This window comes from Streptosporangium sp. NBC_01755 (assembly GCF_035917995.1).
Taxonomy (GTDB): domain Bacteria; phylum Actinomycetota; class Actinomycetes; order Streptosporangiales; family Streptosporangiaceae; genus Streptosporangium.
The window spans coordinates 2652194-2672721 of the sequence record NZ_CP109131.1 but is presented as its reverse complement, the minus strand read 5'-3'; the positions used below and the strand labels follow the sequence as shown (position 1 = coordinate 2672721).

At 65.2% G+C, this 20528-nt stretch carries 24 protein-coding genes; 16 read left to right on the top strand and 8 right to left on the bottom strand.

Annotated elements, in window-relative coordinates; all coding sequences use genetic code 11:
* The first annotated feature begins 221 nt into the window (after positions 1-221).
* From OG884_RS12245 to OG884_RS12235, 3 genes are all read left to right on the top strand, one after another.
* Positions 222-1016: a hypothetical protein gene (locus OG884_RS12245; protein WP_326645138.1), complete on the top strand. Its 795-nt coding sequence runs from the start codon at positions 222-224 to the stop codon at positions 1014-1016.
* Between the two features lie 16 nt (positions 1017-1032).
* Entirely contained in the window at positions 1033-3063 is a 2031-nt protein-coding gene (locus OG884_RS12240) for a tetratricopeptide repeat protein (protein WP_326645137.1), read from the top strand.
* A gap of 503 nt (positions 3064-3566) precedes the next feature.
* The gene (locus OG884_RS12235) at positions 3567-4049 is read left to right on the top strand and encodes a hypothetical protein (RefSeq protein ID WP_442811671.1); all 483 of its coding nucleotides are present in this window, start codon (positions 3567-3569) and stop codon (positions 4047-4049) included.
* Here OG884_RS12235 and OG884_RS37475 read toward each other — a convergent pair.
* The 3 genes from OG884_RS37475 to OG884_RS12225 form a co-directional block, all read right to left on the bottom strand.
* Positions 3971-4510, bottom strand: a complete 540-nt coding sequence (locus OG884_RS37475; protein ID WP_442811722.1) for an RloB family protein — start codon at positions 4508-4510, stop codon at positions 3971-3973. The two genes, OG884_RS12235 and OG884_RS37475, sit on opposite strands and share 79 nt — an antisense overlap.
* A 77-nt stretch (positions 4511-4587) precedes the next feature.
* Complete coding sequence (locus tag OG884_RS12230; protein WP_326645133.1) at positions 4588-5877, bottom strand: AAA family ATPase; 1290 nt, start codon at positions 5875-5877, stop codon at positions 4588-4590.
* A gap of 754 nt (positions 5878-6631) precedes the next feature.
* Complete coding sequence (locus OG884_RS12225; RefSeq protein WP_326645131.1) at positions 6632-6904, bottom strand: winged helix-turn-helix domain-containing protein; 273 nt, start codon at positions 6902-6904, stop codon at positions 6632-6634.
* 107 nt (positions 6905-7011) lie between these two features.
* Between OG884_RS12225 and OG884_RS12220 the strand changes: the two genes are divergently transcribed.
* From OG884_RS12220 to OG884_RS12190, 7 genes are all read left to right on the top strand, one after another.
* Positions 7012-7389, top strand: a complete 378-nt coding sequence (locus OG884_RS12220) for a hypothetical protein (protein ID WP_326645129.1) — start codon at positions 7012-7014, stop codon at positions 7387-7389.
* Between the two features lie 62 nt (positions 7390-7451).
* On the top strand, positions 7452-7742 hold the full coding sequence (locus tag OG884_RS12215; RefSeq protein WP_326645127.1) for a hypothetical protein: 291 nt from the start codon (positions 7452-7454) through the stop codon (positions 7740-7742).
* A gap of 86 nt (positions 7743-7828) precedes the next feature.
* On the top strand, positions 7829-8341 hold the full coding sequence (locus OG884_RS12210; protein WP_326645125.1) for a hypothetical protein: 513 nt from the start codon (positions 7829-7831) through the stop codon (positions 8339-8341).
* A 474-nt stretch (positions 8342-8815) separates the two neighbouring features.
* Positions 8816-9625: a hypothetical protein gene (locus OG884_RS12205; RefSeq protein ID WP_326645123.1), complete on the top strand. Its 810-nt coding sequence runs from the start codon at positions 8816-8818 to the stop codon at positions 9623-9625.
* 544 nt (positions 9626-10169) lie between these two features.
* Complete coding sequence (locus OG884_RS12200; protein ID WP_326645121.1) at positions 10170-10436, top strand: hypothetical protein; 267 nt, start codon at positions 10170-10172, stop codon at positions 10434-10436.
* The gene (locus OG884_RS12195; protein WP_326645119.1) at positions 10433-11134 is read left to right on the top strand and encodes a hypothetical protein; all 702 of its coding nucleotides are present in this window, start codon (positions 10433-10435) and stop codon (positions 11132-11134) included. Before OG884_RS12200 ends, OG884_RS12195 begins: the two co-directional genes overlap by 4 nt.
* Before the next feature lie 2 nt (positions 11135-11136).
* Positions 11137-12564: an AMP-binding protein gene (locus OG884_RS12190; RefSeq protein WP_326645117.1), complete on the top strand. Its 1428-nt coding sequence runs from the start codon at positions 11137-11139 to the stop codon at positions 12562-12564.
* A gap of 43 nt (positions 12565-12607) precedes the next feature.
* On the opposite strand, the gene OG884_RS12185 is transcribed toward OG884_RS12190, so the two are convergent.
* Both OG884_RS12185 and OG884_RS12180 read right to left on the bottom strand, forming a co-directional pair.
* Positions 12608-13384, bottom strand: coding sequence for a lytic transglycosylase domain-containing protein (locus OG884_RS12185; RefSeq protein ID WP_326645114.1), 777 nt, complete (start codon positions 13382-13384; stop codon positions 12608-12610).
* Positions 13385-13726: 342 nt separating this feature from the next.
* Complete coding sequence (locus OG884_RS12180) at positions 13727-13897, bottom strand: hypothetical protein (RefSeq protein ID WP_326645113.1); 171 nt, start codon at positions 13895-13897, stop codon at positions 13727-13729.
* 232 nt (positions 13898-14129) lie between these two features.
* Here OG884_RS12180 and OG884_RS12175 point away from each other — a divergent pair, with 232 nt between their 5' ends.
* Complete coding sequence (locus OG884_RS12175; protein WP_326645111.1) at positions 14130-14477, top strand: hypothetical protein; 348 nt, start codon at positions 14130-14132, stop codon at positions 14475-14477.
* A gap of 113 nt (positions 14478-14590) precedes the next feature.
* Here OG884_RS12175 and OG884_RS12170 read toward each other — a convergent pair whose 3' ends face one another.
* Complete coding sequence (locus OG884_RS12170; RefSeq protein ID WP_326645109.1) at positions 14591-14878, bottom strand: hypothetical protein; 288 nt, start codon at positions 14876-14878, stop codon at positions 14591-14593.
* Positions 14879-14934: 56 nt separating this feature from the next.
* Between OG884_RS12170 and OG884_RS12165 the strand changes: the two genes are divergently transcribed.
* From OG884_RS12165 to OG884_RS12145, 5 genes are all read left to right on the top strand, one after another.
* Positions 14935-15669, top strand: coding sequence for a MerR family transcriptional regulator (locus OG884_RS12165; RefSeq protein WP_326645107.1), 735 nt, complete (start codon positions 14935-14937; stop codon positions 15667-15669).
* A 257-nt stretch (positions 15670-15926) separates the two neighbouring features.
* On the top strand, positions 15927-16400 hold the full coding sequence (locus tag OG884_RS12160; protein WP_326645105.1) for a hypothetical protein: 474 nt from the start codon (positions 15927-15929) through the stop codon (positions 16398-16400).
* A 386-nt stretch (positions 16401-16786) separates the two neighbouring features.
* Positions 16787-17572, top strand: coding sequence for a neutral zinc metallopeptidase (locus OG884_RS12155; protein ID WP_326645103.1), 786 nt, complete (start codon positions 16787-16789; stop codon positions 17570-17572).
* A 69-nt stretch (positions 17573-17641) separates the two neighbouring features.
* Positions 17642-17878 carry a winged helix-turn-helix domain-containing protein gene (locus OG884_RS12150; RefSeq protein WP_326645102.1) on the top strand — a complete coding sequence of 79 codons (237 nt, stop codon included), beginning with the start codon at positions 17642-17644 and terminating at the stop codon, positions 17876-17878.
* 67 nt (positions 17879-17945) lie between these two features.
* A complete protein-coding gene (locus OG884_RS12145; protein ID WP_326645100.1) occupies positions 17946-18971 on the top strand; it encodes an HD domain-containing protein in 1026 nt (341 codons plus the stop codon).
* A gap of 82 nt (positions 18972-19053) precedes the next feature.
* On the opposite strand, the gene OG884_RS12140 is transcribed toward OG884_RS12145, so the two are convergent.
* Both OG884_RS12140 and OG884_RS12135 read right to left on the bottom strand, forming a co-directional pair.
* The gene (locus OG884_RS12140; protein ID WP_326645098.1) at positions 19054-19530 is read right to left on the bottom strand and encodes an NUDIX hydrolase; all 477 of its coding nucleotides are present in this window, start codon (positions 19528-19530) and stop codon (positions 19054-19056) included.
* 3 nt (positions 19531-19533) lie between these two features.
* Positions 19534-20274, bottom strand: a complete 741-nt coding sequence (locus OG884_RS12135) for an XRE family transcriptional regulator (protein WP_326645097.1) — start codon at positions 20272-20274, stop codon at positions 19534-19536.
* Positions 20275-20528: the final 254 nt, after the last annotated feature.

Sequence of the window (20528 nt, the reverse complement as noted above, 5' to 3'; positions counted from 1 at the left end):
GTCTTCTATGGCCTGGTTTGCCAGAGCTTTAGGAAATTCCAACTGAGTACGGTGTGTCCTACGAGTCTCCTGCCGTGCGTTGGACGTTTGGCCGGACCGTGTCACGCGCCCGTGGCCGGAATGGCTGTCCCGGGCGGCGTGTCCATTGAGAATCTTTTTCGTGATTGAAACGCGACGTAAGAATACTTGCCGCAATGCATGGAGCTTCTTCTAATGAAAGCGTGGCTGAGCCATTTGAAGAGGAGCGAGCAGGGGAGACGCCGGCCGGGGAAGATCTCGACGCGGCTTCGCACATCACCGAGCCGTCGGGTGGTAATGGGGACGTACGCCGGTCGCGTATTTCTCGGATTTTGGCGAGATACCGCGCGAAAGGTAAGGAGACGAGCACCCGCGCGCCGTGGGAGTTGTGGATCGCCGTCGCGATCGGAGTCGCGACGATCACCGGTGCCGCGCTCACCTACGTCTCCATCAGGGTGGACTCCGCGGCCGTGGACGCCGACCGTCAGGCGGTCGTGGAAACCGTTCAGGTGCAGTCGAGCCGGGTGGTCGCGATCGCGCGCAGCCGCTCCGAGGGCAGCCAGATCGCGCAGTACCGGGTCTTGAACGCGCAGGCGGACGCGGTCGAGTCCACCGACCCGGCACAGGCACGGCTGCTGCGCAGGCAGGCCGACGGGCTCCTGGCCGCTGAGTGGATCGACATCCGCTACCGCACCGGAATCGGAGCCACCGCCACCTGGAATCACGAGCTGCGCCAGGACGCCATCATCCGGGTAAACGAGTACATGTCGGTCCCGCAGGGCCAGCCCGAACTGACCGTACGCAAGGCCGACGACCTGCACGACCGGTCCGGCGAGCTGGCGCTGTGCGTGGTGGCGTCGATTCTGGTCATCGTGGGGCTGACGGTAGCCCGGCTCGTCCCACCAGAGCGGTGGCGCCCCGCCGTGTTCGCGGCGGCGCTGGTGGGCTACCTCGCCCTGCTGGTCGTCGCGGTCCCGCTGGCCCTGACTTCGGTGTGAGGTGTGAGGAGGGCCGATGGACGTCAATCTGGAACCCCCCGCGGTCGAGGACCTCGACTCGCCGTACAAGCGCCACCTCTCGCTCGCCGTCGTGCTGATCGCGCTGCTGGGCGGTGTCCTCGGCTACCTCGCCAGTGACGCGGGCGCGCGCGAGGACCGTACGATGCGCGACGCACAGCGCGCCGCCATCGTCGCGATGAGCGAGCAGACGACGACCGAGGCGGAGATCGCGGAGAATCGGGTCAACTTCGGCGTCGCGAACACGCTGAAACACCGGCACGACCTGGACGCGGTCCGGGCCGAACTGCTGGAAAGACGCGCCGAGTCCGAGGCCGTCGCCCGCTGGAGCCGGGCGTACTCCCAGGTCCAGAAGACGTCGGTGCTGGCCACCGGGAAGTACGTCAACCGGCTGGACATGCTCTACGCCGACCTGTATGTCGACGCGAACCGGGCCACCCTGCGCCAGCAGGCCGCGCAGGAGACCGCGTCGGAGTGGGGCGACAAGAAGAACGTCTACGTGGCGGGGGTCACCCTGCTCGCCGTGGCGCTCACCCTGCTCGGCCTGTCACTTACCGTCAGCCCGCCCACCCGCCGCTACCTCGTATGGCCGGCGGCGCTCCTCACCGTGACCTGCCTGCTCAGCTCCATGGTCGCCCTCGTCGCCCCGCCGGAGGCGGCCTCGGAAGAGGCGGTCAGAGCCGTCGCCGAAGGGGACCGGCTGGCCTCCCTCCGCGATTTCAAAGGGGCGGTCACGGCGTACGACCGGGCCGTTGCCGCGGACGACGACTACGCGACGGCCTACGAGCACCGTTCGTCCGCGCGGATCCTGGCCGCCAGCCCGGAGAGATCGACCTCGAACTACGTCTACAGCTCCGCCCCGCGAAGCGCCTGGCGGGCATCCGCCGCGGACCTCACCCGGGCGCTCGAACTCGGCGGCGAGCGCTACGTCGTGCTGCTCCGGCTCGGCGCCGCCAACATCCACCTACCCGATCACCAGAGGTCCGAGGAGTACAGCAGGCGTGCCATCGCGCTGAACCCGGGGCCGCCGCTGCCCTGGCTGAACCTCCTGACGGCGGTGGCCGGTCAGGGCCGGACCGAGGACGCGAGACGGCTGGCGGCCGACGTCATCACGAGGATCAAAGCCCGGCCGGATCCCGCCGAGCGGCTGGAGCTCTACGCGGCCACCCGTACCACCCTGGACCTCGTCGGGGGCCAGCGCGACGACATCCGTGACCTGGTCGCCGAGCTCCAGGGCGCGCTGGTCGGTGCCCAGGGTGAGGAACTGGCCCCGAACACCGCCCCAGCCCCGGGCACGGCCGTTTCCAGGCTCAGGGTGACCGTCCAGGGAGCGCAGATCACTGCGGACTACACCTACCGAGATCTGCCCAAGGGATCACAATTCGGCATAATCGCCTACTATCGGCCGAGCCCCATCGACGAGTGGTCCCAACGCCACGACCCGGTCCAGATCGCCCCCTCAACGCTGACGCTCTCGGGCGAGGGCAAGTGGATCCTGGCGGACCGAAACTGCCCGCCCTCGGGCGAGTACCGGGTGGATCTCTACACGGGAAAACGGCGGCTCGCCTCCGCCACCGCCGCCATGTCGACGGTGAACACCGAGGTGCTGCTCCCGCACAACGACTGGATCGGCGGGGTCTCGCTCTGCCATCCGGACAGGTGGAAGTTCTCCGGAGACCTCGCGGGCAGCGCCGACCTGACCTCTCCCGACAATCGGCAACAGTTGAGCGTACGGGTCACCACGGTGGATCCCCCGTCGGGGGATCAGGCACGTACGAAACTGGCCGAGAAGGTCCGGGACGGCCTGCTCCGGCGGCTACCGACCGGGACCACGGTGATTCAGCAGAACACGGCGCAGTTCGGCGGGGCCCAGGGGACCGGCTGGCAACTGACGATCAGTGACCGGGAGCAGGGCTATGTCTGGGTCACCCTGGATGAGGCCGGCCTGCTCCGTACGCTGCTCGCCCGTTTCCCGGCGAACGAGTCAAACGAGGTCGCCACGCTCGCCACCTACCTCCAGTTCAGCTGAACCAGGCGCAGCGATCAACACTCACGTCCGAGGCAGGCGATCCTCCGTGTCAGTCACCCGTTCAACCTGCCACATCCACCAAGACAGGGGGCACGACGAGCCTCGGTTCGGGAAGGCGCAGGGACGTGTCGGGATGCCCGCCACCATACTTAATCTGAAAGCTCGGCGTGACGCGCGATCATGCCGCTGACCTGCAGCGATAGATAGCCTTCGGGTAACGTCCACCTTTGATCGTCAGTACTACCCGCGCGCCGACGCCGGGCTCGGCGTCGACAGCATCGACTCGGCCCGGTTCGACTCCACCGCCTGCTACCAGTACGCCCGGGTCGGCCGCAAGCACGCCCAGCGTTCCGGCTTCCCGTTCGTCTTTGTGCCCGACGTGTACGACTGGGACTACATGAAGCAGGAGGCGGTCGGAACCGTCACCAAGTCGGCGCTGGCCGGCGAGATCCTCTACGACAACAACCACGGCAAGAAGTCACTGCAGAAGACCTACATCGCCCATGCCAAGGCCACCGGCAGGGGCACCGTCTCGGCGCTGCACCAGGTCACCTCGGTCACCCCGGCGGCCGGTGGCGGCTACACGGTCGTCATCGACCAGCTCAACACCACCGGTGGTTGTCACGACCACCAAGACCGTGACCGCGGACCGGGTGTTCTTCGCAGCCGGCAGCGTCGGCACCCGCAAGCTGCTGGTCAAGCTGAAGGCCACCGGCGCGCTGCCCAACCTGAACAACGAGATCGGCAAGGGCTGGGGCGACAACGGCAACGTCATGTGCGGCCGGGTCAACCACCTGTGGGACCCGACCGGCGGTCTCCAGTCGACCATCCCCTGTTCCGGTCTAGCTCCGGTCGACCAGCCCGTGAACCGCAGGAACAGCCCGGCAGTCCCAAAGGCCACTCGCCGCTATTCGCCCTCAAGGTCCCACAGGAACTTATACATCCCAGAGGATGGATTATCGTGTGGAAAAGATGTCCCATTTTGATCGTGCCGTGCATTAAGGAGCTTGGCGTATTGGGCCGCCTTCTTTCGTAGCGGTATGTAGATTGCGGGATCAATGCTTTTCCCTGATCGGCCGTCTAGTGAACGGGATCGACGTTCCGCCGAATCTGTGTCCATAAATGCGCCATAGTTCTGGTGGTGCAGGATTAGCCATAGCTCGAAGCATGGGTTTGATATTGCAAGGTTTATCTCTTTTGATCTTGCGAGATTGATTGCTTGTGTTAAGTTTGGATGGTTTTTTGGCCATTCGACATCAAAAAGACACCAGCACTCGTCGATTTCGGGGTCGTTCTTATAGTCTATGGCATTCCTGACCAGGGTGAGCGGTACACCTTGTTCGGGATGAATCCTTACGGTCAGTGCCGTGTTTTCGGCTATGTGGGGAAGTTTTTTCAGGCCGTTTACGTAGTCGGGTTCCGAGTTCTTACCCTCGCAAAAGACCATTATTGTACGGAGTTCGGGCCGCTTTTCGGTGGTCCTTCTAAGTGGTCTTCCGCCCCTTGGGTGCCTACTCGAAGCCATCAGCCGATTAGTCCAAGGGCGCGCAATAAGGCAGTCTGATCCACTTGGGGGAGGGCGCCAAACCTGCCGTGAAGGTAGGCATTCTCAAGGTTCTGGGATTTACGCACGCGCTCTCCGGCAAAATCGGCCAATGCGCCGAGGCGGGTAGAGCCATCGGCCTGCTTTTCTGTTAACCAGACTTCGTCCCTATTAAGGTAATTTAGAAGACTGGTGTCATGAGACGTGAAGATAAGCTGAGCATCGCGGGGGTTAGTTACTGGATTATGGAAGATACGCAGCAATTCTGCTGACAAGGTTGGATGTAGACTCGCATCTAGTTCATCGAAGAGGACGACTGAACCCCCCCGCAGAGCAGTTAGAACTGGACCGATTAGAGAAAACCATGTTCTCGTCCCCTCTGACTCGGAATTTAGGTCAAAGGGAACACTCTCTTGGGAGGTTTTGTGGAGCAATCGAACTCTGCGCTGGGTGCGCACTTCTGAATCAGAGTAGTTAATCACTTGATTATCGATTATTACATCTTCGATGCCAAGGTCGGCCAGACGCAGCAGCGCCAATGCTTGTTGGCGAATTCCAATGAATCTGTCACCAAAATCGCTATCGCCGAAGAGGGGTAGTTGGTCGCTTGTATCTTCAAACCAGCGAATTGTTGAGCGAGAAGACGAGCTTCGGAATGCTCTCTTCGGGAAGCCTGGGATGTTGTTTCTAGGCATGTGGCCAAGATTCTGTATGCTTAGGAGCTTTCGTGTAAAGTTCGACACCAATGGCTCATCGAACCGTCGGGCGACTGAGAGTGCTAGCGTCCTGGGCGTCATAAGTTCACGGGTGCCAGATAGGCCGCCTAGTCCTCTTTGAAGCTTTAGTTCTGAGTCTTCTCGCTCAAATATTCGCCTGCGCTTCTTCTCGGGATAATGAAAGAGGCCTTCGTAGATCACATGTTCGTGATCCACTTCAAGTGCATACTCGAAACGAACGCCATTGATTGCAATTTCGATGCTAAATTCACTGGCGGACATAGGGCCATCGCCAAAGGCGAATGAATCGATCGGTATTTCATCCTCCCAAAATTGAAGGGAAAAGTGAACTGCATCACGCAGCCAAGAAAGTGCGGATATAACGTTTGACTTTCCGGAGGCGTTTGGCCCATACACCGCCGCAAGTGGCAGAAGGCTCTCTCCGAGCAGTGGTGCAGGGCGTGCTTCTTCTCGATCTCGATCGATCGCAACCATCGAGAGCTCGACCGGCTCCCGGATGGAGCGATAGTTCGTAGCTCCAAATCTGATCAACACGATCTCACCGTACCTTGCGCCATCGCTGCTGACACAGAGGTTAGATCGTAAAACTAAGACGAAATTCGGGATCTGTGCGCAGTATGCCTGCATACACGTGCCTATGCGTTCACGTCCAGGGAGATGGTGTGCGGGTGATCAAGCCCTGGCGTTGGCACGGGTGAGATCCATGTGACAAGAGACGGCCACTCCGTAATCCTTCGATTCGCTCATATCAACACGAAGGGGACGAAGTAGTCGTCAATGACATCGTGTCCGCTGTCGGGGAGTACTTCGACGACACCCTCGCCGCGGCGAGCCCGGACCTGCTGCGCACGATGATCCGGGAGTTCGCGCAGCGGATGATGGACGCCGAGGTCGAGTAGGCCGCCGTCGCGTTCAGTTGAGGCGCATTCCCAGGGCCGGGAGATGGGGTTGCGGCTCAGCGCGGCGAGCCAGCGCGTACCCGGTTACGCCGCTCTGCTGGAAGGTCCGCACCACCCGCCAGCCTTGCGTCTCGTAGCTCGCGTTCCCGCATCCAGTCCGCGCGCGCCCGAATCAGATCAGCGATAGGGCCGATGTCATCACCGGTCGCAGGGCACATCTCGAACACGGAAATCACCCTAGCTGAGGTGCCCCAGAGACTCCGGACGGCCGTTGTGCTGAGGGCAAGCCTTCCTGGCCGGGGTTTTGCGCCGACCGACTCCGACCGACGCGGTGAGGTATCAGATAGCGCAACCCTAACCCGCTGTAACTTATGTCTTCGCGCGGGGCATTAACTGCCCGGGCTGTTTTCCGGCCTGGCTTCTTCCGGGTCATCGGGGCCGGGGCCGACGAAATTGCCGAGGTTGGGGACGGTGTAGACGAGCTTCTCTATGCGGAGCTGGCGGAGTGCCTTGCGGATCGTGTCCCTGGCTACGCCGAACTCGTGGACGAGCCGAACCTCTGACAGAAGGTGCTTGGGGCCGTACTCGCCGGTGGTGATGCGCTGGCGGAGGACATCGGCGACCTGCTCCCAGCGGGACCGGTCCGGTTCAAACTCGATCATGCTATCTACGATAGAAAGCCCCTCTCAGGGGCCTGCATGCGCCTCGTGGGACCCTACGGGATAGTACGGGGTAGACAGGGATCTACGATTCTGTTTACTCTGAGTGTATGGCGACGGCAGACAGCAACCTGGGTGAGACCTGTCCACCCTCTCCTGAACAGGGCGTTCCCTGCATCGATACGAGCGCGGTGGAGGCGGCTGAGGAGCTCCGTGAGGCCCTGACTCAGTACGGGATCACGGCTGATGTGCATGACGGGTACGGGCTGGCGATTGTGTCGGTGTGGGTGGATCTGATCGTGTGGTGTCGCGGAGGTCAGTTCTGGTGGCGTACCGGCTGGAATCCTCGTCAGTACCGTCCCGTCTACGATCGTCACCCGCTGGTGGAGCCTGAGCGGGCCACGCATCGGGTTGCTCTGCGGTACGCGGAGTTGCGGCGGATCCATCCGCTGCCGGAGCCGGAGCAGAGAGCGGCGTACCCGGCATGATCGCGCATCATCGATGTGCGAGATCGCTGGTTCGGGCGTCCCGGAGGGCTGCCGGGGGAGTCGTGTGGCCTGCGGAAAATCTCCGTCAGGGGTGTTTCCTGGCCTTCGAGCGTGACCGCGAGCAGCCGTTTCGGCTCGTGCCGGTCCGAGGCGAGGAGTACGGGCAGCGGGCCGTCGACCTGGTGTGGGGGCAGGTCACCCGGCTCTGCCGACTGGGCAGTGGCGAACGAGGAGAGAGGCCGCCGACGTTTCTGCTGGTGGTCTGCTGCTCGTTCGACGCGGACGCCTCCCTCGTCACCACCCTGTTCAACCATTCCCCCGTACTGCTCCGTCCTCCTGCGACGGGGTGGTGAACCCATAAGCGGGCGTGACGGCGTTGGTCTTGGAGGGGTGGCGCCGTCACGCCTCACCACAGCGGCAACGACTAGAAGGGGACGCGATGCCCGAGCGATTCGACCTATCGGCTTCCACCGCCGGGGAGTTGCCCCCGCTGGGAGCTGGGCCGGTGATTGAGGGGTGGCAGACCAGGCAGAGCCGCGGAAAGGTGTTCTTCGCGCGCCGTGACCCCGGCCGCACGCTGACCGAGCGGGACATGCGCGTCGGGCTCACCCGCTACCTGGTCGCGGAGACCGCCGGGGAACTCCTCCGGCTGGCCGCCGAGCAGAAAAGCATCGAGGACTGGTTGAACCGGACACCCCCGAAGCCCTGCCCGCACTGCGGGCGCGTCCAGGGGGACGCGCCGCTGATCGTGACGGCCACCGAGTCGGTCACCGCCGAACGATGCGCCCGCCATCACGGGCGTGTGGCTGGGTGCGAGCATGTCCGGGCCGAGTGGACCTACCGGCTACCGCTCCCCGGCGGGGCTCGCTGCCGCGACTGCGGCGCCTGCTGGCAACTCGACCTGATCCCGGCCCAGGTGTCGGCCCGCCTCAACGGCCGCACCCCTTCCTGAGAACACCCCGGCCTCCGAAGAAGCCTGCGGAGCGGGGGCGCCCCTGATGGTAACCGCGTGACCGCGGACACCTGCGAACTTGTACGCCCAGAAAGCGCACCCCAGGTCAAGGGCTGGTGAGGCGGCGGTCGCCGTTGGTGGTTATCGCGTATTAGTTCCTGATGTTCCGCTTGATCTGGCGAGCATGTAGCTACACCGTGTTGAAATTGCTTTCTTACCGAAGGTCCGGTGTGCGGAGATGCCGTACCTGAGCCTTCAACCCATCGCTGCGGCCCGGTAGGGATCCGCCGAGACATGGCTCGATCGAGTTCGACGGAGCCGCGTCGGTCCTGCTCGGAGGGTTAGGTGAGATATGGCGAGAAAGTCCAGCCAATCAGATTTTCACGCGGAATCACATATTTCGAGACGCGCTCGTGATCAAGATCCGGCAGGCTTTCCTTTTTCTCCTCCCTGTCGGACCACCAAGGAATCCAGATGAAGCGAGTGATCGCGAGTGTCACGGCGGCCACGGCGGCCCTGCTCGTTGCCGCAACCCCCGCCCAGGCCGCTCCCGCTCCCGCGGACCCGGTCAAGGCGTTGAAGAGCCGGCTCGTCGTGGGCAAGGGCGTGAAGTTCACCGAGCTCAGCACCATGAAGGAGGAGGGCAAGACCGAGCCCTACGTTCGGCGCACGGGCTCGTTCCAGTTCGGCAGGGCCGGGATCGTCGCCTCGGACATCAGCTCGAAAGGCGCGGCGCCTGTCGACCCGAGGGACGGGCAGGGCGACGGTATGTTCGCCCCCGCGCGGACGATCCGGATCGGCACCACGAGCTACTCCCAGGGCGGCACCTACCGCGACAAAATGCCGAGTGGCAAGAGCTGGTACAAGACCCCGAACGGCATGACCGGCGGCGTGGCCGGCTGGTTCAGCCAGCTCGTGAACGTCGCCGAGCCGACGACCCTCGCCGCTCTGCTCAAGGATGCCAAGCAGACCCGCAACACCTACACCGGCACCACCACGTTCGGCCGGCTCGCCAAGGTCTCACCCTGGTTCCGCGCCACCCTGCCGCTCAGGTCGAGCGACAAGACCGTGGTGACGTTCAAGCTCACCGTGGACCGTAACCGGCTCCCGCAGCACCTGACCACGTCCTTCCCGGTCACCGGCATCTTCGACAGCACCGGCTGGGAAGGAAAGACGATCAGCGCCGAGACCCGCTTCACCGGCTGGGGGAGCAGGGTCTCCATCAAGCCCCCGCCCGCGAACAAGGTGACCACCAAGCTTGAGGACAGGGACGGCCTGCCGTAGCGGTCATCGGGCCCGGTGGCGGCGCCATGAGATGAGGACCTCCCGGTGCGGCGACTCCCGCATCGGGGGGTGCTCGACCCCCTCGCAGAACAATCGACCTGGCGGCCGCGTTGGGGCTGGCCGTGCCCGAACCTCCCATCGGTCTGAAGGGGCCGTGACCACCTGCCCCAGGCCCCGGCCCGCACTCGCAGGCCGGGGCCTTTCGCGTGTTTCGGGTCCGCGGGGCTCCTCGCGGCGGCCCGCGCCAAGCGCGACGGCGGCCAGAAGCTGTTCGCTGGGAGACGGCAACGGGTCAGGGCCGTGATCGTCACGGTCGTGGTGGAACTCGAAGATCTGGTGGTCGGCCTCCCGCGTGAAGTCCGGCCTGTTTCTGTTGACGACGCGCCAACGGTCGGGGGTGAGCATGCCTGGGCCATGCACCCCTTACAGGATCATGTGATCGACGCGCCAGGATTTCGGGAAAGTCGGCCACAAGCAGACTCTGTCTAGTTACATAGACGGGGATGTGTCTAGTAGATTAGACTACAGAGTCATGGTGCGGGGAATGAGGACTGTCGCCGAGGCGGAGAGATGTCTGCGGGCTGCTGCTCGTCTTGCTGAACAAGGCTTCACTGTCAAGGAAATTCCTGGTAAGAACGGTCGGCGGCGAGGTAAGGGATCTCACAAGCTGATCGGCCTGTATGACGAGGACGGGAGTGTGCTTGCTTGGACAACGATCCCGCAGCATCCTGGCGATCTGTCCCCGGTTGTGACCCGGGAGATAGAGGCGACCTTCGAGCCGTACTTTGGGAAGAGGTGGATGGACAAATGAAGCCGGTCTATGAGGTGAGGGCATGGCAGGAGGACGGCTGGTGGCTGGCCCGTGTCATGGCGGCCGGCGACGGTGCTGATTCCACTCCGCTCAACGCTCTCACTCAAGCACGAACTCTGACCAAGATCGAATACATGGCCCGCGACTTGATCGCAACGATTCTCGATGTCGAACAGGACGCGTTCGAGATTGAGTTGATGTACGACCTGCCCAACGATGTTGGAGAGTTGCTGTGTGAGGCGAAGGGCGCTCGTGCATGGTTGGACGCCGCCCAGGAGTTGTGGCAGGAGCGATCCACGATCGCTGCCCGGGCGCTTACCGAAAAGGGCTACTCCCTCCGGGAGACCGCGACGCTGCTGGGGCTCTCCCATCAGCGTGTGGACCAGCTTCTGCGAGTGAACGAAGGCCACGGGCGGAGCAATGTCCTGGCCCTCCAGGTAAAGATCTACAGGAACATGGGTTCCTTCGCGCACTGCACGAAGGTTTCGTCTCTTGAAGACGCGGATGTAGTTCTGGTGCTCCGAAGTGCGGCCGAGGATGGCGAATCCGGAGCTCCTGGCGATGATGAGATGAGGGAAAAGCTCCGGGAGCAGTTGCGAGCAGCCATCGCAGCGTGCCTCTCGCGGACGCGTCAGTCGGTTATAGCCACCGAAGACCCTCAAGAATGCCCGCAAGGAGTGCGGCATCTGAACTTCTAGCGATGACCCGGTGGGCCGCCCAGGCCGGGATAGGCGAGGGCGGTTGTGTCGCGCTGCTGATGCACAACGGTCTTGACCAGGTTCTCGTCTGGTTCGCCCTGGCCCGTCTGGGTGCCGTCCACGCCCCGCTCAACACCGCGCTGTTCGGGGAACGCCTCGGCTACGCCCTGCGGGTGACGCGGGCCTCGGTGCTGGTCGCCGACGCCGAGCTGCTGACGGTCCTCACGCCCGTGCTCGACCGGCTTCCCGAGCTGGACCGGGTCATCGTGCGCGGCGGTTCGAGTGACGGGCGGTTCGAGGACCTGGCCGACCACCGAGGTGAAGGAACCCCGGCTCCCGTCGCCGAGGTCGACGAGCTGGCCGCGGCGACCATGCTGTTCACCTCCGGCACCACCGGTGCTTCCAAGGCGTGCGTTCTCTCCCACCGGTACCTGGCCAGGCAGGGGCAGTTGCACGCCAAGTACCTGGGACTGCGCTCCGACGACGTGCTGTACTGCCCTTTTCCGCTGTTCCACATCGACGCGGCCACGCTGACCGTCGTGGCGGCTCTGGCCTGCCGAGGCACGGCCGCGCTGAGCCGGCGCTTCAGCGCCTCCCGGTTCTGGGCGGAGGTACGCGCGTTTGACGCGTCCGTCTTCAACTTCATGGGCGCGACGCTGACGATCCTGTGGAAACAGCCGCCGTACGCCGGAGACCGCGATCACCGGGTCCGGCTGGCATGGGGGGTGCCCATGCCCGAGTGGCACCGTGGCTGGGAGGAGCGTTTCGGCATCCCGCTCAGGCAGGTCTACGGCCTGACCGACGGTGGGGTGTCCGTCTACGACCCCGTCGACGGGCCGCGGAAGCCGGGGGCGTGCGGCCGGGTGATCCCGGAGTTCGACGTCCGGATCGAGGACGGCCACGGATCGCCGCTGCCCAGCGGAGAGATCGGTGAGATCATGGTGCGCGGTCGCGAGCCGGGGTTGGTGATGAACGGCTACCACGCGATGCCCGAGGCCACGGCACAGGTCTTCCGGAACGGCCGGCTGCGCACCGGTGACCTCGGCAGGTTCGACGACGACGGATACCTGACCTTCGAGGGCAGGCTCAGCGACTCCATCCGGCGGCGGGGCGAGAACATCTCCGCCCACGAGGTGGAACAGGTGCTGATCAGACATCCGGCGGTGCTGGAGGCGGCAGCCATCGGGGTGCCCAGTGAGCTCACCGAGGAGGACGTCAAAGCCGTCGTCGTGCCCAGACCCGGTGCGACGCTGACCCCCGGGGAACTGCACGCGTTCTGCCGGGCCACGGCACCGGGCTACATGGTGCCCCGCTACATCGAGCTGGTGCCGACGCTGCCGAAGACGCCGACGCAGAAGATCGAGAAGTTTCGGCTGCGGCAGGACGGGATCACCCAGGCCACCTGGGACGGCGAGGCCCGGCACGGCTGATTCTCGGTTGTCCCTGGCCTTCAGGTCGGCGTAGGGATCCGGGTCAGGGGCCGGTGAGGCGGCGGTCGCCGTTGGTGGTGACCACGTAGACCTGCCAGTTGTAGTACGCGTAGTAGTTCCTGATGTCCCGCTTGATCTGGCGGGCGTGCAGCTGCACCGCGTCGACGTACGCCCAGGAGTGGTTGTAGGCGTAGAGCGCACGCCGGTAGTCGCGCGGCGCTCCCGAGGCACGCAGGTAGTTGGCCGCGGCGAGCAGGGCGTCGCGGGTGTCCTGGATGTCGCCGCCCATCCCGTAGGCGGCCCAGGTGCCCGGCATGAACTGCATGGGCCCTTTGGCGCCGGTGTGGCTCGGTGACCGTACCCGGCCGAACTTGGTCTCGACGAACATCACCGCCGCCAGGATCTCCCAGTCGACGCCGAACCGGCGCTCGGCGTGCTTGAAGTGGCCGAGCAGGACGTCGGCGGGTTTGGCCGGCTGGACGCGGAACTTCGCCGACCCGCTGATGGGGCGGACCAGGGAGAGCAGGTTCCGGATGGCCGTCACGTTGTCCTTCGCCTGCGCGGCCAGGGACTTCGACAGCTTGGCGTAGGTGCGGGACGCGACCTCCGGGTTGCGGGCCAGGTGGCGGTATATGCGCTGCTGTTGCAGGGCCAGCAGCACCACCGGCTCGGGGGGCTGCCCCTTGCCGGGGTCGCCGTCGCGGATCCAGGCGTCGGTGGCGCGTCGGAGCTCCGCGACGGTACTGGTCAGGGAACGGGCCAGCTTCGCGGGGTCCTTGGGGATCGTCGCCTTCGGATCGGGCAGGGCGGGTTGCGACACCGCCGACTGCTCCGGAGCCGACTGCTCCGGAGCCGACTGTGCCGCTGTCTGACCTGGAGCTGTCTGACCTGGAGCTGTCGCGCTCGGAGCTGCCCGGCTCGGCGCGTTCGATGAGGCGGCACCCGACGAGGCTGCGCAGCCGGAGGTTGCCACGGCCAGGCTGACGAGCGCCGCGGCCATCGGTCTCCACCGGCCTGTACGCACGGTCGGCGGTACGGGCATCGCCCGCCCGCTCGGTCGGTGGCTGTGAATCCCCGCGCGCTGATCACTCATCGGTCTCAACGTACCCGAGCGACGACCTTTCAGGGGCGACAGCCAGAACCAGAGCTACCAGAACCAGAGCTACCAGAACACCCAGGGGCTTTCGCTGCCCCCGCCGAAGGCGGAGGTGCCGCTCCTGCGCCAGCGTTGCCGGACGTCGAGTTTCGCACCCACGCGCTGAGCGGTGATGGTGAACGGGCCGCAGGTGGCGACCGCGCCGTCGCCGGCCGGTGACAGACCGGTGCAGATCATGGGGGGACACGTTGCTATCGGCGTCGGTGTTGTACAGCTGGACATGTACGTCCGAGCGCACATCGGCGGCGCCCCGGATACGGCCGAGGAGATGGAAGACATCGCCGACCAGGGCGATGCAGGGTGACATCTGCGTGCCGGTGCCATCTCTGGCGGAGAGCCACGACCTGCACCCCACTGGGGTTCCGGTTGTTCGGAAGCGGGGGTGTCTGCCGGTCCTTCGGTTTCCGGTGTGACCTCCGTCTTCGGCCGTGTGGGTTTCGGCAACGGCCTGGCGGTGACCTCGTCCTTCTTGGCGGGCTCAGTGGCGGTGATCGGCGGGGTGCTGGGCGCCGTCTTGGGCGCCGTCTTGGGCTTGGGCTTGGGTGGAGGGGACTCTTCCGAGGAGGGGGCGTCGGTTTGCGGGATCGGTGGTGTGTTCCGGGCCGTCATGGGAGCCAGGGCGGCCGCGGTCGTGGAACGCTCTGCCGGCGTGGTGAGACCGGCCTCGCCGGAGGAGTTCACGACCAGGGCTACGGCGGCTGAGGCGGCCAGCGCGGTCGTGACCGCCGCCGCGCCCCTCTCTGTCAGACTCTCGTGAGACATGGGACATGCAAGTCCTTTTGATGTGAAGCAGGGCGAGACGGGACGATCCACTGCCAGCCGGGCTGATCGGCGAGCTGACCAACCGTCGGTCGCGCGGCATCGAAGCCGTCAGCCCTCACCGACGCCGGTTGGCGCGGCGAGCAGCCGTTCCACCTCGTGGCCGGCCTCGTCGCACCCGGCGTCCCACAGCCGCTGCAGCTCGCGCAGGTCACCCACCGTGACCGCGCGTCGCGTGAGCAGGTGCCCGGCCCGCATGCAGCCCTCGTCCAGCAGGTCGCTCAGCTCTTCGAGGTCACCACGAGCGTCGGCAAGGTCGGCCAGGCGGTCCAGGGCCGTCTCGTTGCCCTCGTCGGCCAACGCACGGAGGGTGTCCCGGTCAGGGTTCATGTTCGCCATGGCAACATGCTGCAACCCTGCCTTTGGGGCAAGGTCAAGTGGGAGAACATGGAGAGGTGATTACCATCGGCCGGCTCGCCCGGTACGCCGGCGTTTCGATCAAGACGATTCGGGTCTACCACGACAAGGGGCTGCTGCCTGAGCCCGACCGTGACTCCTCCGGTTACCGGCGTTACACCGCCCAACACGCCATCGACCTGATCAAGATCCGCACCTTGGCCGAAGCCGGAGTCCCCCTGGCCCGCATCCGGGAACTTCGCGCAGCCTCCGATGAGGACTTCCGAGAAGTTCTCCACCAAGTGGACACCGACCTCACCGCCCGAATCCGAGGCTTGCGAGAAACCCAACGGCGGCTGCGACGGCTCGCGGCCGGCCGCCTCCAGACACTTCTCCCCGAAGTCAGCGGCCACCTCGAGCAGTTGCCCGAACTTGGGTTCAGCCCGCGATGGGTCGCCCTTGAGACCGACCTGTGGATTCTGGTCTTCGCCACCCACCCCGATACCGCTATCGAGTTGTTTCACGACCAGGCCCAGGCCCTCACCGATCCCGCGCTACGTCAGATCTACCTCGACTACGACCGCGCCCACGACCTCGACCCGCACGACTCCCGCGTTGACGACCTCGCCCGACGCATCGTCCGCGCGACCCGAGGACGATACGGATCCGGCGATCTTCCTGGGCAGAACACCGGCTCTGAGATCCCGACACTGATCCAAGGAGCGGTCAACGCCTCATCACCGGCATGGCAACGACTCGACGCCTTGGTCCGAGACCAGCTCCTCCGCACCTGACGTCAACATTCCCAGACGCACCACCACGCCGCTACAGGCCGGGGCCGGGATTCATAGAGAAACGCTGTCAGAGAACCCGGCCATCTCCAGCCTGGTGGAGGTCGACCGGACCGTCAGCCGAGCCGACACGGACAGCCTGGCCGGACGCATCGCGCCGGCCACCGAGATCCTCAACGGGCACTGCGTCAGTGTCCGGAATCTCTGGAGCGCCTCACTCTGGCTTGGGTTCGGGCGCCGGTTATGGTCAACTCTTGCGGGTGAGCGCTGTCCTTGGGAGCCTGATCGCCGTCCTCGGGACCCTGCTGGGGTCCTTCAGCACCTACCTGTTCCAGCAGCGGACCGCGATGCGGGCTGAGGCGGTCGCGCGCGAGGAGCGGCTGCGCCAGGAACGTCTGGCCGCCTACAGCGAGTTCGCCGCCGCGGTGACCGAGCTCAAGCGCGCTGTCGTCGCCGTGTGGCTCCGGCGGTCGGATCCTGCCGAACTCAACCATGCGCTCGCCGAGGCCGACCGCCTGGGCGCCCTGGCCGAGACTGCACGCTTTCGGCTGCGGCTGGTGTCAGGCCGGCCCGAGCCGCTCGCCGACGCCGCGTTCGCACACATGGACGCGCTGCGCGGCGCGGCAGACCAGGCCGAGCTCAAGATCCGTGAGGTGGAGTTCGAAGCCACGGTGTCGGCGTTCATCACGGCCGCCGCAGAGCGCCTCGTCGCACCTCGACGCGCCGCACTGTAGTCCAACCATCGCGGCGGCGAAGGCCCAGGAGTTGCTCGTCCTCGCCGGTATTCCGCACGCTGGAAGATCACGGACTGGCATTCCGCGCGCGGGAAGATCACGGAGTGCTGTCGAAACTCGGCGACACGTGCTGACAAGCGCTGCCGGAACTCGCCGACGACCAAGAAGGGGGACCGGCGGGCCCGTGGAACCCCGCCCATCCGGCGCGACAGCCGGGCCACCACGCTGACCAGAAAGCGAAAACAACCCTCAGCCGAACCGCTCAGCCGACCGCACGAAGATCATGAAAGATCGAGGCTGAGTTGCTTATTTCCGCAAATAAGGGAAGGAGGGGACGTACGTCAAACACCTGCCACTCTCGGACATATGCCCTAATGTTCATCGCCATGAAGACTCGTGCGATCATGGTGGCTGCCGGGGCGTCCGTCCTGCTCTTCTCTGGTACGACCAGTGCCTACGCGTATCCGGTCAACGATGCCTCGGACCTGACCAACAATTCTCTTTACGCCGCCGGTAAGCTCCCCGCCGCGGCATGTGCGAAGAAACCCGCCAAGGGAAAGACCCTGGCCTCGGTCACGAAACACGTCAACGCGGTCATCTCCTGCCTGAACAACACCTGGGGTTCCTACCTCAAGGAAGCCAACCTGCAGTTCGTCCCGACCCTGGTGGAGATGAAGGGCAGCAAGTACAAGACCGACTGCCGAGGGCGGACGCTGAGCCCGAAGAAATCAGCGGTCTTCTACTGCGGAAGACGCGCCAACTTCATCGTGCAGATCCGTTCTGACTGGATCAAGGCGTCCGACGACGTTCAGATTTTTGCGCAGCTGAACTCGGCGTACGGCGAGCACGTGCTGAACATGGTCGACATCACCGAGGCCTACAACGCCCTGCGCGCCGACGACGGCACTGAGATGTCCGAACAGCTTCGCCGCTACAACCTGCAGGCGCAGTGCATCAGCGGAGTAACCGCCAAGAGTCTGTGGCCCGCTCTCGGCTACCCCGCCAAGGATGCCAAACGCCTGGCGGGCCTGGCGAAGGCCGGGGCAGACAAGGGCAAGGTCGGCATCTTCGGCCAGGGTGTCAACCTGGCCTACTGGTTCAACCGGGGCCATTCCACCGGCAACCCCAAGTCGTGCAACACCTGGACCGCCCCGGCCGGCAAGGTCGCGTAGCCCGTCGCGGCGGAGTCCTGTTGCCGCCGTTTTTCCGTTCGACGGCACGGCTCTCGCTTTGCGGGCGCCGTGCCGGACCTGGATTGGGGTGCTACGAGGGTTCCGGATGGTTTCATCCCTAATGGGCTGTCTGTCCGGAACCCTCGTAGCCCCCAGACGCTCGCGGCAGGCTCCAAGCTGGCACTGTGCGAACAGCACGGGGCATCGCGCAACACGGTCCGTCAGGCTCTCGACGAGCTGAAATGCGAGGGATTGATCGTGATCCGGCACGGCAAGGGCCATTTCGTCCAATCCGTGCGGGATTGAGACGTCTTGGGACGTCTCGTTTCGAGCTCTGGATTCATTCCGGGGACCGGCGTCTATCGTGGGCCGCATGGGACAAGCCGAGTGGGCGCGTGACCTGGCCAGGCAACTGCTGGAGAAGCCATTGCCGCGCCGGCGGGCACACACCCAGGGAGTGGCCGCGCGTGCCGAGACGCTGGCACCGATCCTCGGGGAGGAAGCCGACCTGCTGACCGCCTCGGCCTGGCTGCACGACATCGGATATGCACCCGAGCTGGTCGACACCGGCTTCCATCCGCTGGACGGTGCCCGCTACCTACGCGACGTGCACCAGGCCGATGGCCAGCTGGCCCGGCTGGTCGCGCACCACTCGTGTGCGGTCTGCGAGGCGACCGAGCGTGGCCTGCTCGACGCACTGAACGAGGAGTTCGATCGGGAACGTCCGGAGCTGGTGGAGGCGCTGACCTACTGCGACATGACCACCAGCCCGGACGGCCTCGTCCTGGACGTTGATGCCCGTCTCACGGAGGTCCACTCTCGGTACGGTCCCGAGTACCTGGTCAGTCGCTCGATCAGCACGCGACCCCGTGCATCATCTCGGCCGTGCGCGCCGTACAGGCCGCGTCGGCGCGAAGCTAGTCCTGACGAGAGGACATCAGACGACATGACACCCCCCACGGGCTGCTACTCGTGTGAGCAGGAAGCGCAGTTCGACGTGCTGCCGCCACGGGAGAGGGTTGCCTTCGACGAGCACTGGCGCGTGGTCCATGCCATCAACACGGCGCTGCCGGGGTGGCTGGTGCTGGTTCCTCGTCGCCACGTCACCGCGATCGCTGCCCTGACCGATGCCGAGACGGCCACTCTCGGTGCCTGGCAGGTCCGCCTGTCACGGGCGCTGCACGAGGTAACCGGCTGCATGAAGACATACGTGGTGCAGTTCGCCGAGCTGGAGGGCTTTCAGCACGTGCACTTCCACGTCGTGCCGCGCATGAGCGACCTGCCACGAGAACTGCGCGGGCGCGGGGTGTTCGACCTACTGGGGCATACCGGCGAGGATGCCGTTTCCGCCGATCAGATGGATGAGATCGCGGTGAGGCTCGGTCGGTCTCTCCAGTGACCACGGTTCGCAGCCGGGTGCCGGATCTTCACCCGTAGGTGCCTGATCCGACGCGCCCGTACGACGCATCAGGCAGGGCGCCTTACCCGATGTGCGGCAGCGCCCTGCCGGTCAGGAAGTGGCCGATGCGCAGCCGCATCGACCGATCCATGGTCAGTGAGTCGACCTGGTCGCGGGGTACCCACCGCACTTCGCGGGACTCATCGCTCGTGGTCGGCTCGCCGCTGATCGGTCGGCCACACAGCACGATGGAGAACTCCTGGCGGGCCTCGCCGTTGGAGGTGTAGAGGATGACGTGCCTGGGGTCGGTGTAGGTGCCGACCAGGCCGGTGATCTCGCAGGTGATCCCGGTCTCCTCCAGCGTCTCCCGGATGGCCGCGTCCGGCAGGGACTCGCCGAGGTCGATGGCGCCGCCGGGGACGGCCCAGTTGTCGTTGTCGGTACGGTGGATCATCAGGATGTCCCCGGCGTCGTTGACGACCACGACGTTCACCGAGGGGACCAGGCTGTTGGGCGCGGGCGCTGAGGGGTCGTCGTAGAAGTCCAGCCGGCGGGCCATGGCTTAGGACTCTACCGGGGTGGCCCGGTTCCAGACGGCTTCGAAACTGTCGAGGTAGGTCGAGACCATGTCTCCGCCGGTGACCTTGCGCAGGTGCATGACCGGTGCGTCCGCGGCGAACCTGCCGTAGACGTGGGTGTTGACGAGAAGCTGGTCGTCGCCGCGGTAGATGGAGTTGTACAGGACGGTGTCGTGCAGCTGGATCTCCACCCCGTCGCACTGCCCCAGCGACTGGTAGAGGAGCAGCGCCATCCTGCTCTGGGAGGCCATGCCCTCCTCAAGACCACCGTCCGCGCCGTGCCGCGCGACCTCTGTACAGGAGGGATCTCCGAGCAGGATCCGTACCCGTACACCTGCCTGCGCCTTCTCGGCGAACAGGCGCATGAGGCCGGTGTCCTGGGCGATGAAGATGCCGCTGTAGACCAGCACACCGATCTCCCGCTCGGCCGCAGAGAACAGACGTCCCCAGGTGTCCTTGGGTACGGCCCAGCGGTGCGGGTAGACGGTGGCGATCTCGCTCTCGGACACCGCCGCGGTCTGCTGGGAGGTCAGCGCGCCCGGCCACAGGTACGCCTCCTGCACGCCGAGGAGTTTGGCGACCGCGAATCGATGCTTTCGGTACGGTATGCGGCCCTGGGTGATCCAGCGCTCCACGGTCTTGGCGTCGACTCCGACGGCCTCGGCCAGCGCGTCGACCGTGGTGCCGTGTTCGAGCAGGGCCACCCGCAACCGCTCGTTCGCCATCTCACCTGCCCGTAGAAGGGGACGTTCAGGGACCTGGCAATCGTAGACCGGATGTCTGGAACATGTCCCAACCTGTAGTGATCTCGTCCTGACTCTCTGTCGCACTCTCGGTATCGCACGGCACCACCGACAGCGACCGAGAGGAGAGACAACAGTGATCAACTAAGGGCCATCCGTTCTCCTCCTCGGCCTACTCCGCCGTCTGGCAGGAGGCTCGACGGCTCGCCCTCGCTCCCGAACAGGTCGTCTCCGCC

Coding starts and splice junctions, on each gene's coding strand:
- OG884_RS12200 (WP_326645121.1), top strand. CDS start 10,170: ATGAGGACTGTCGCCGAGGCGGAGAGATGTCTGCGGGCTGCTGCTCGT.
- OG884_RS12135 (WP_326645097.1), bottom strand. CDS start 20,274: ATGGCGAACGAGCGGTTGCGGGTGGCCCTGCTCGAACACGGCACCACG.
- OG884_RS12225 (WP_326645131.1), bottom strand. CDS start 6,904: ATGATCGAGTTTGAACCGGACCGGTCCCGCTGGGAGCAGGTCGCCGAT.
- OG884_RS12145 (WP_326645100.1), top strand. CDS start 17,946: ATGGGACAAGCCGAGTGGGCGCGTGACCTGGCCAGGCAACTGCTGGAG.
- OG884_RS12235 (WP_442811671.1), top strand. CDS start 3,567: ATGCCAAGGCCACCGGCAGGGGCACCGTCTCGGCGCTGCACCAGGTCA.
- OG884_RS12190 (WP_326645117.1), top strand. CDS start 11,137: ATGACCCGGTGGGCCGCCCAGGCCGGGATAGGCGAGGGCGGTTGTGTC.
- OG884_RS12240 (WP_326645137.1), top strand. CDS start 1,033: ATGGACGTCAATCTGGAACCCCCCGCGGTCGAGGACCTCGACTCGCCG.
- OG884_RS12155 (WP_326645103.1), top strand. CDS start 16,787: ATGAAGACTCGTGCGATCATGGTGGCTGCCGGGGCGTCCGTCCTGCTC.
- OG884_RS12205 (WP_326645123.1), top strand. CDS start 8,816: ATGAAGCGAGTGATCGCGAGTGTCACGGCGGCCACGGCGGCCCTGCTC.
- OG884_RS12195 (WP_326645119.1), top strand. CDS start 10,433: ATGAAGCCGGTCTATGAGGTGAGGGCATGGCAGGAGGACGGCTGGTGG.
- OG884_RS12140 (WP_326645098.1), bottom strand. CDS start 19,530: ATGGCCCGCCGGCTGGACTTCTACGACGACCCCTCAGCGCCCGCGCCC.
- OG884_RS12170 (WP_326645109.1), bottom strand. CDS start 14,878: ATGGCGAACATGAACCCTGACCGGGACACCCTCCGTGCGTTGGCCGAC.
- OG884_RS37475 (WP_442811722.1), bottom strand. CDS start 4,510: ATGGTCTTTTGCGAGGGTAAGAACTCGGAACCCGACTACGTAAACGGC.
- OG884_RS12180 (WP_326645113.1), bottom strand. CDS start 13,897: ATGATCTGCACCGGTCTGTCACCGGCCGGCGACGGCGCGGTCGCCACC.
- OG884_RS12220 (WP_326645129.1), top strand. CDS start 7,012: ATGGCGACGGCAGACAGCAACCTGGGTGAGACCTGTCCACCCTCTCCT.
- OG884_RS12210 (WP_326645125.1), top strand. CDS start 7,829: ATGCCCGAGCGATTCGACCTATCGGCTTCCACCGCCGGGGAGTTGCCC.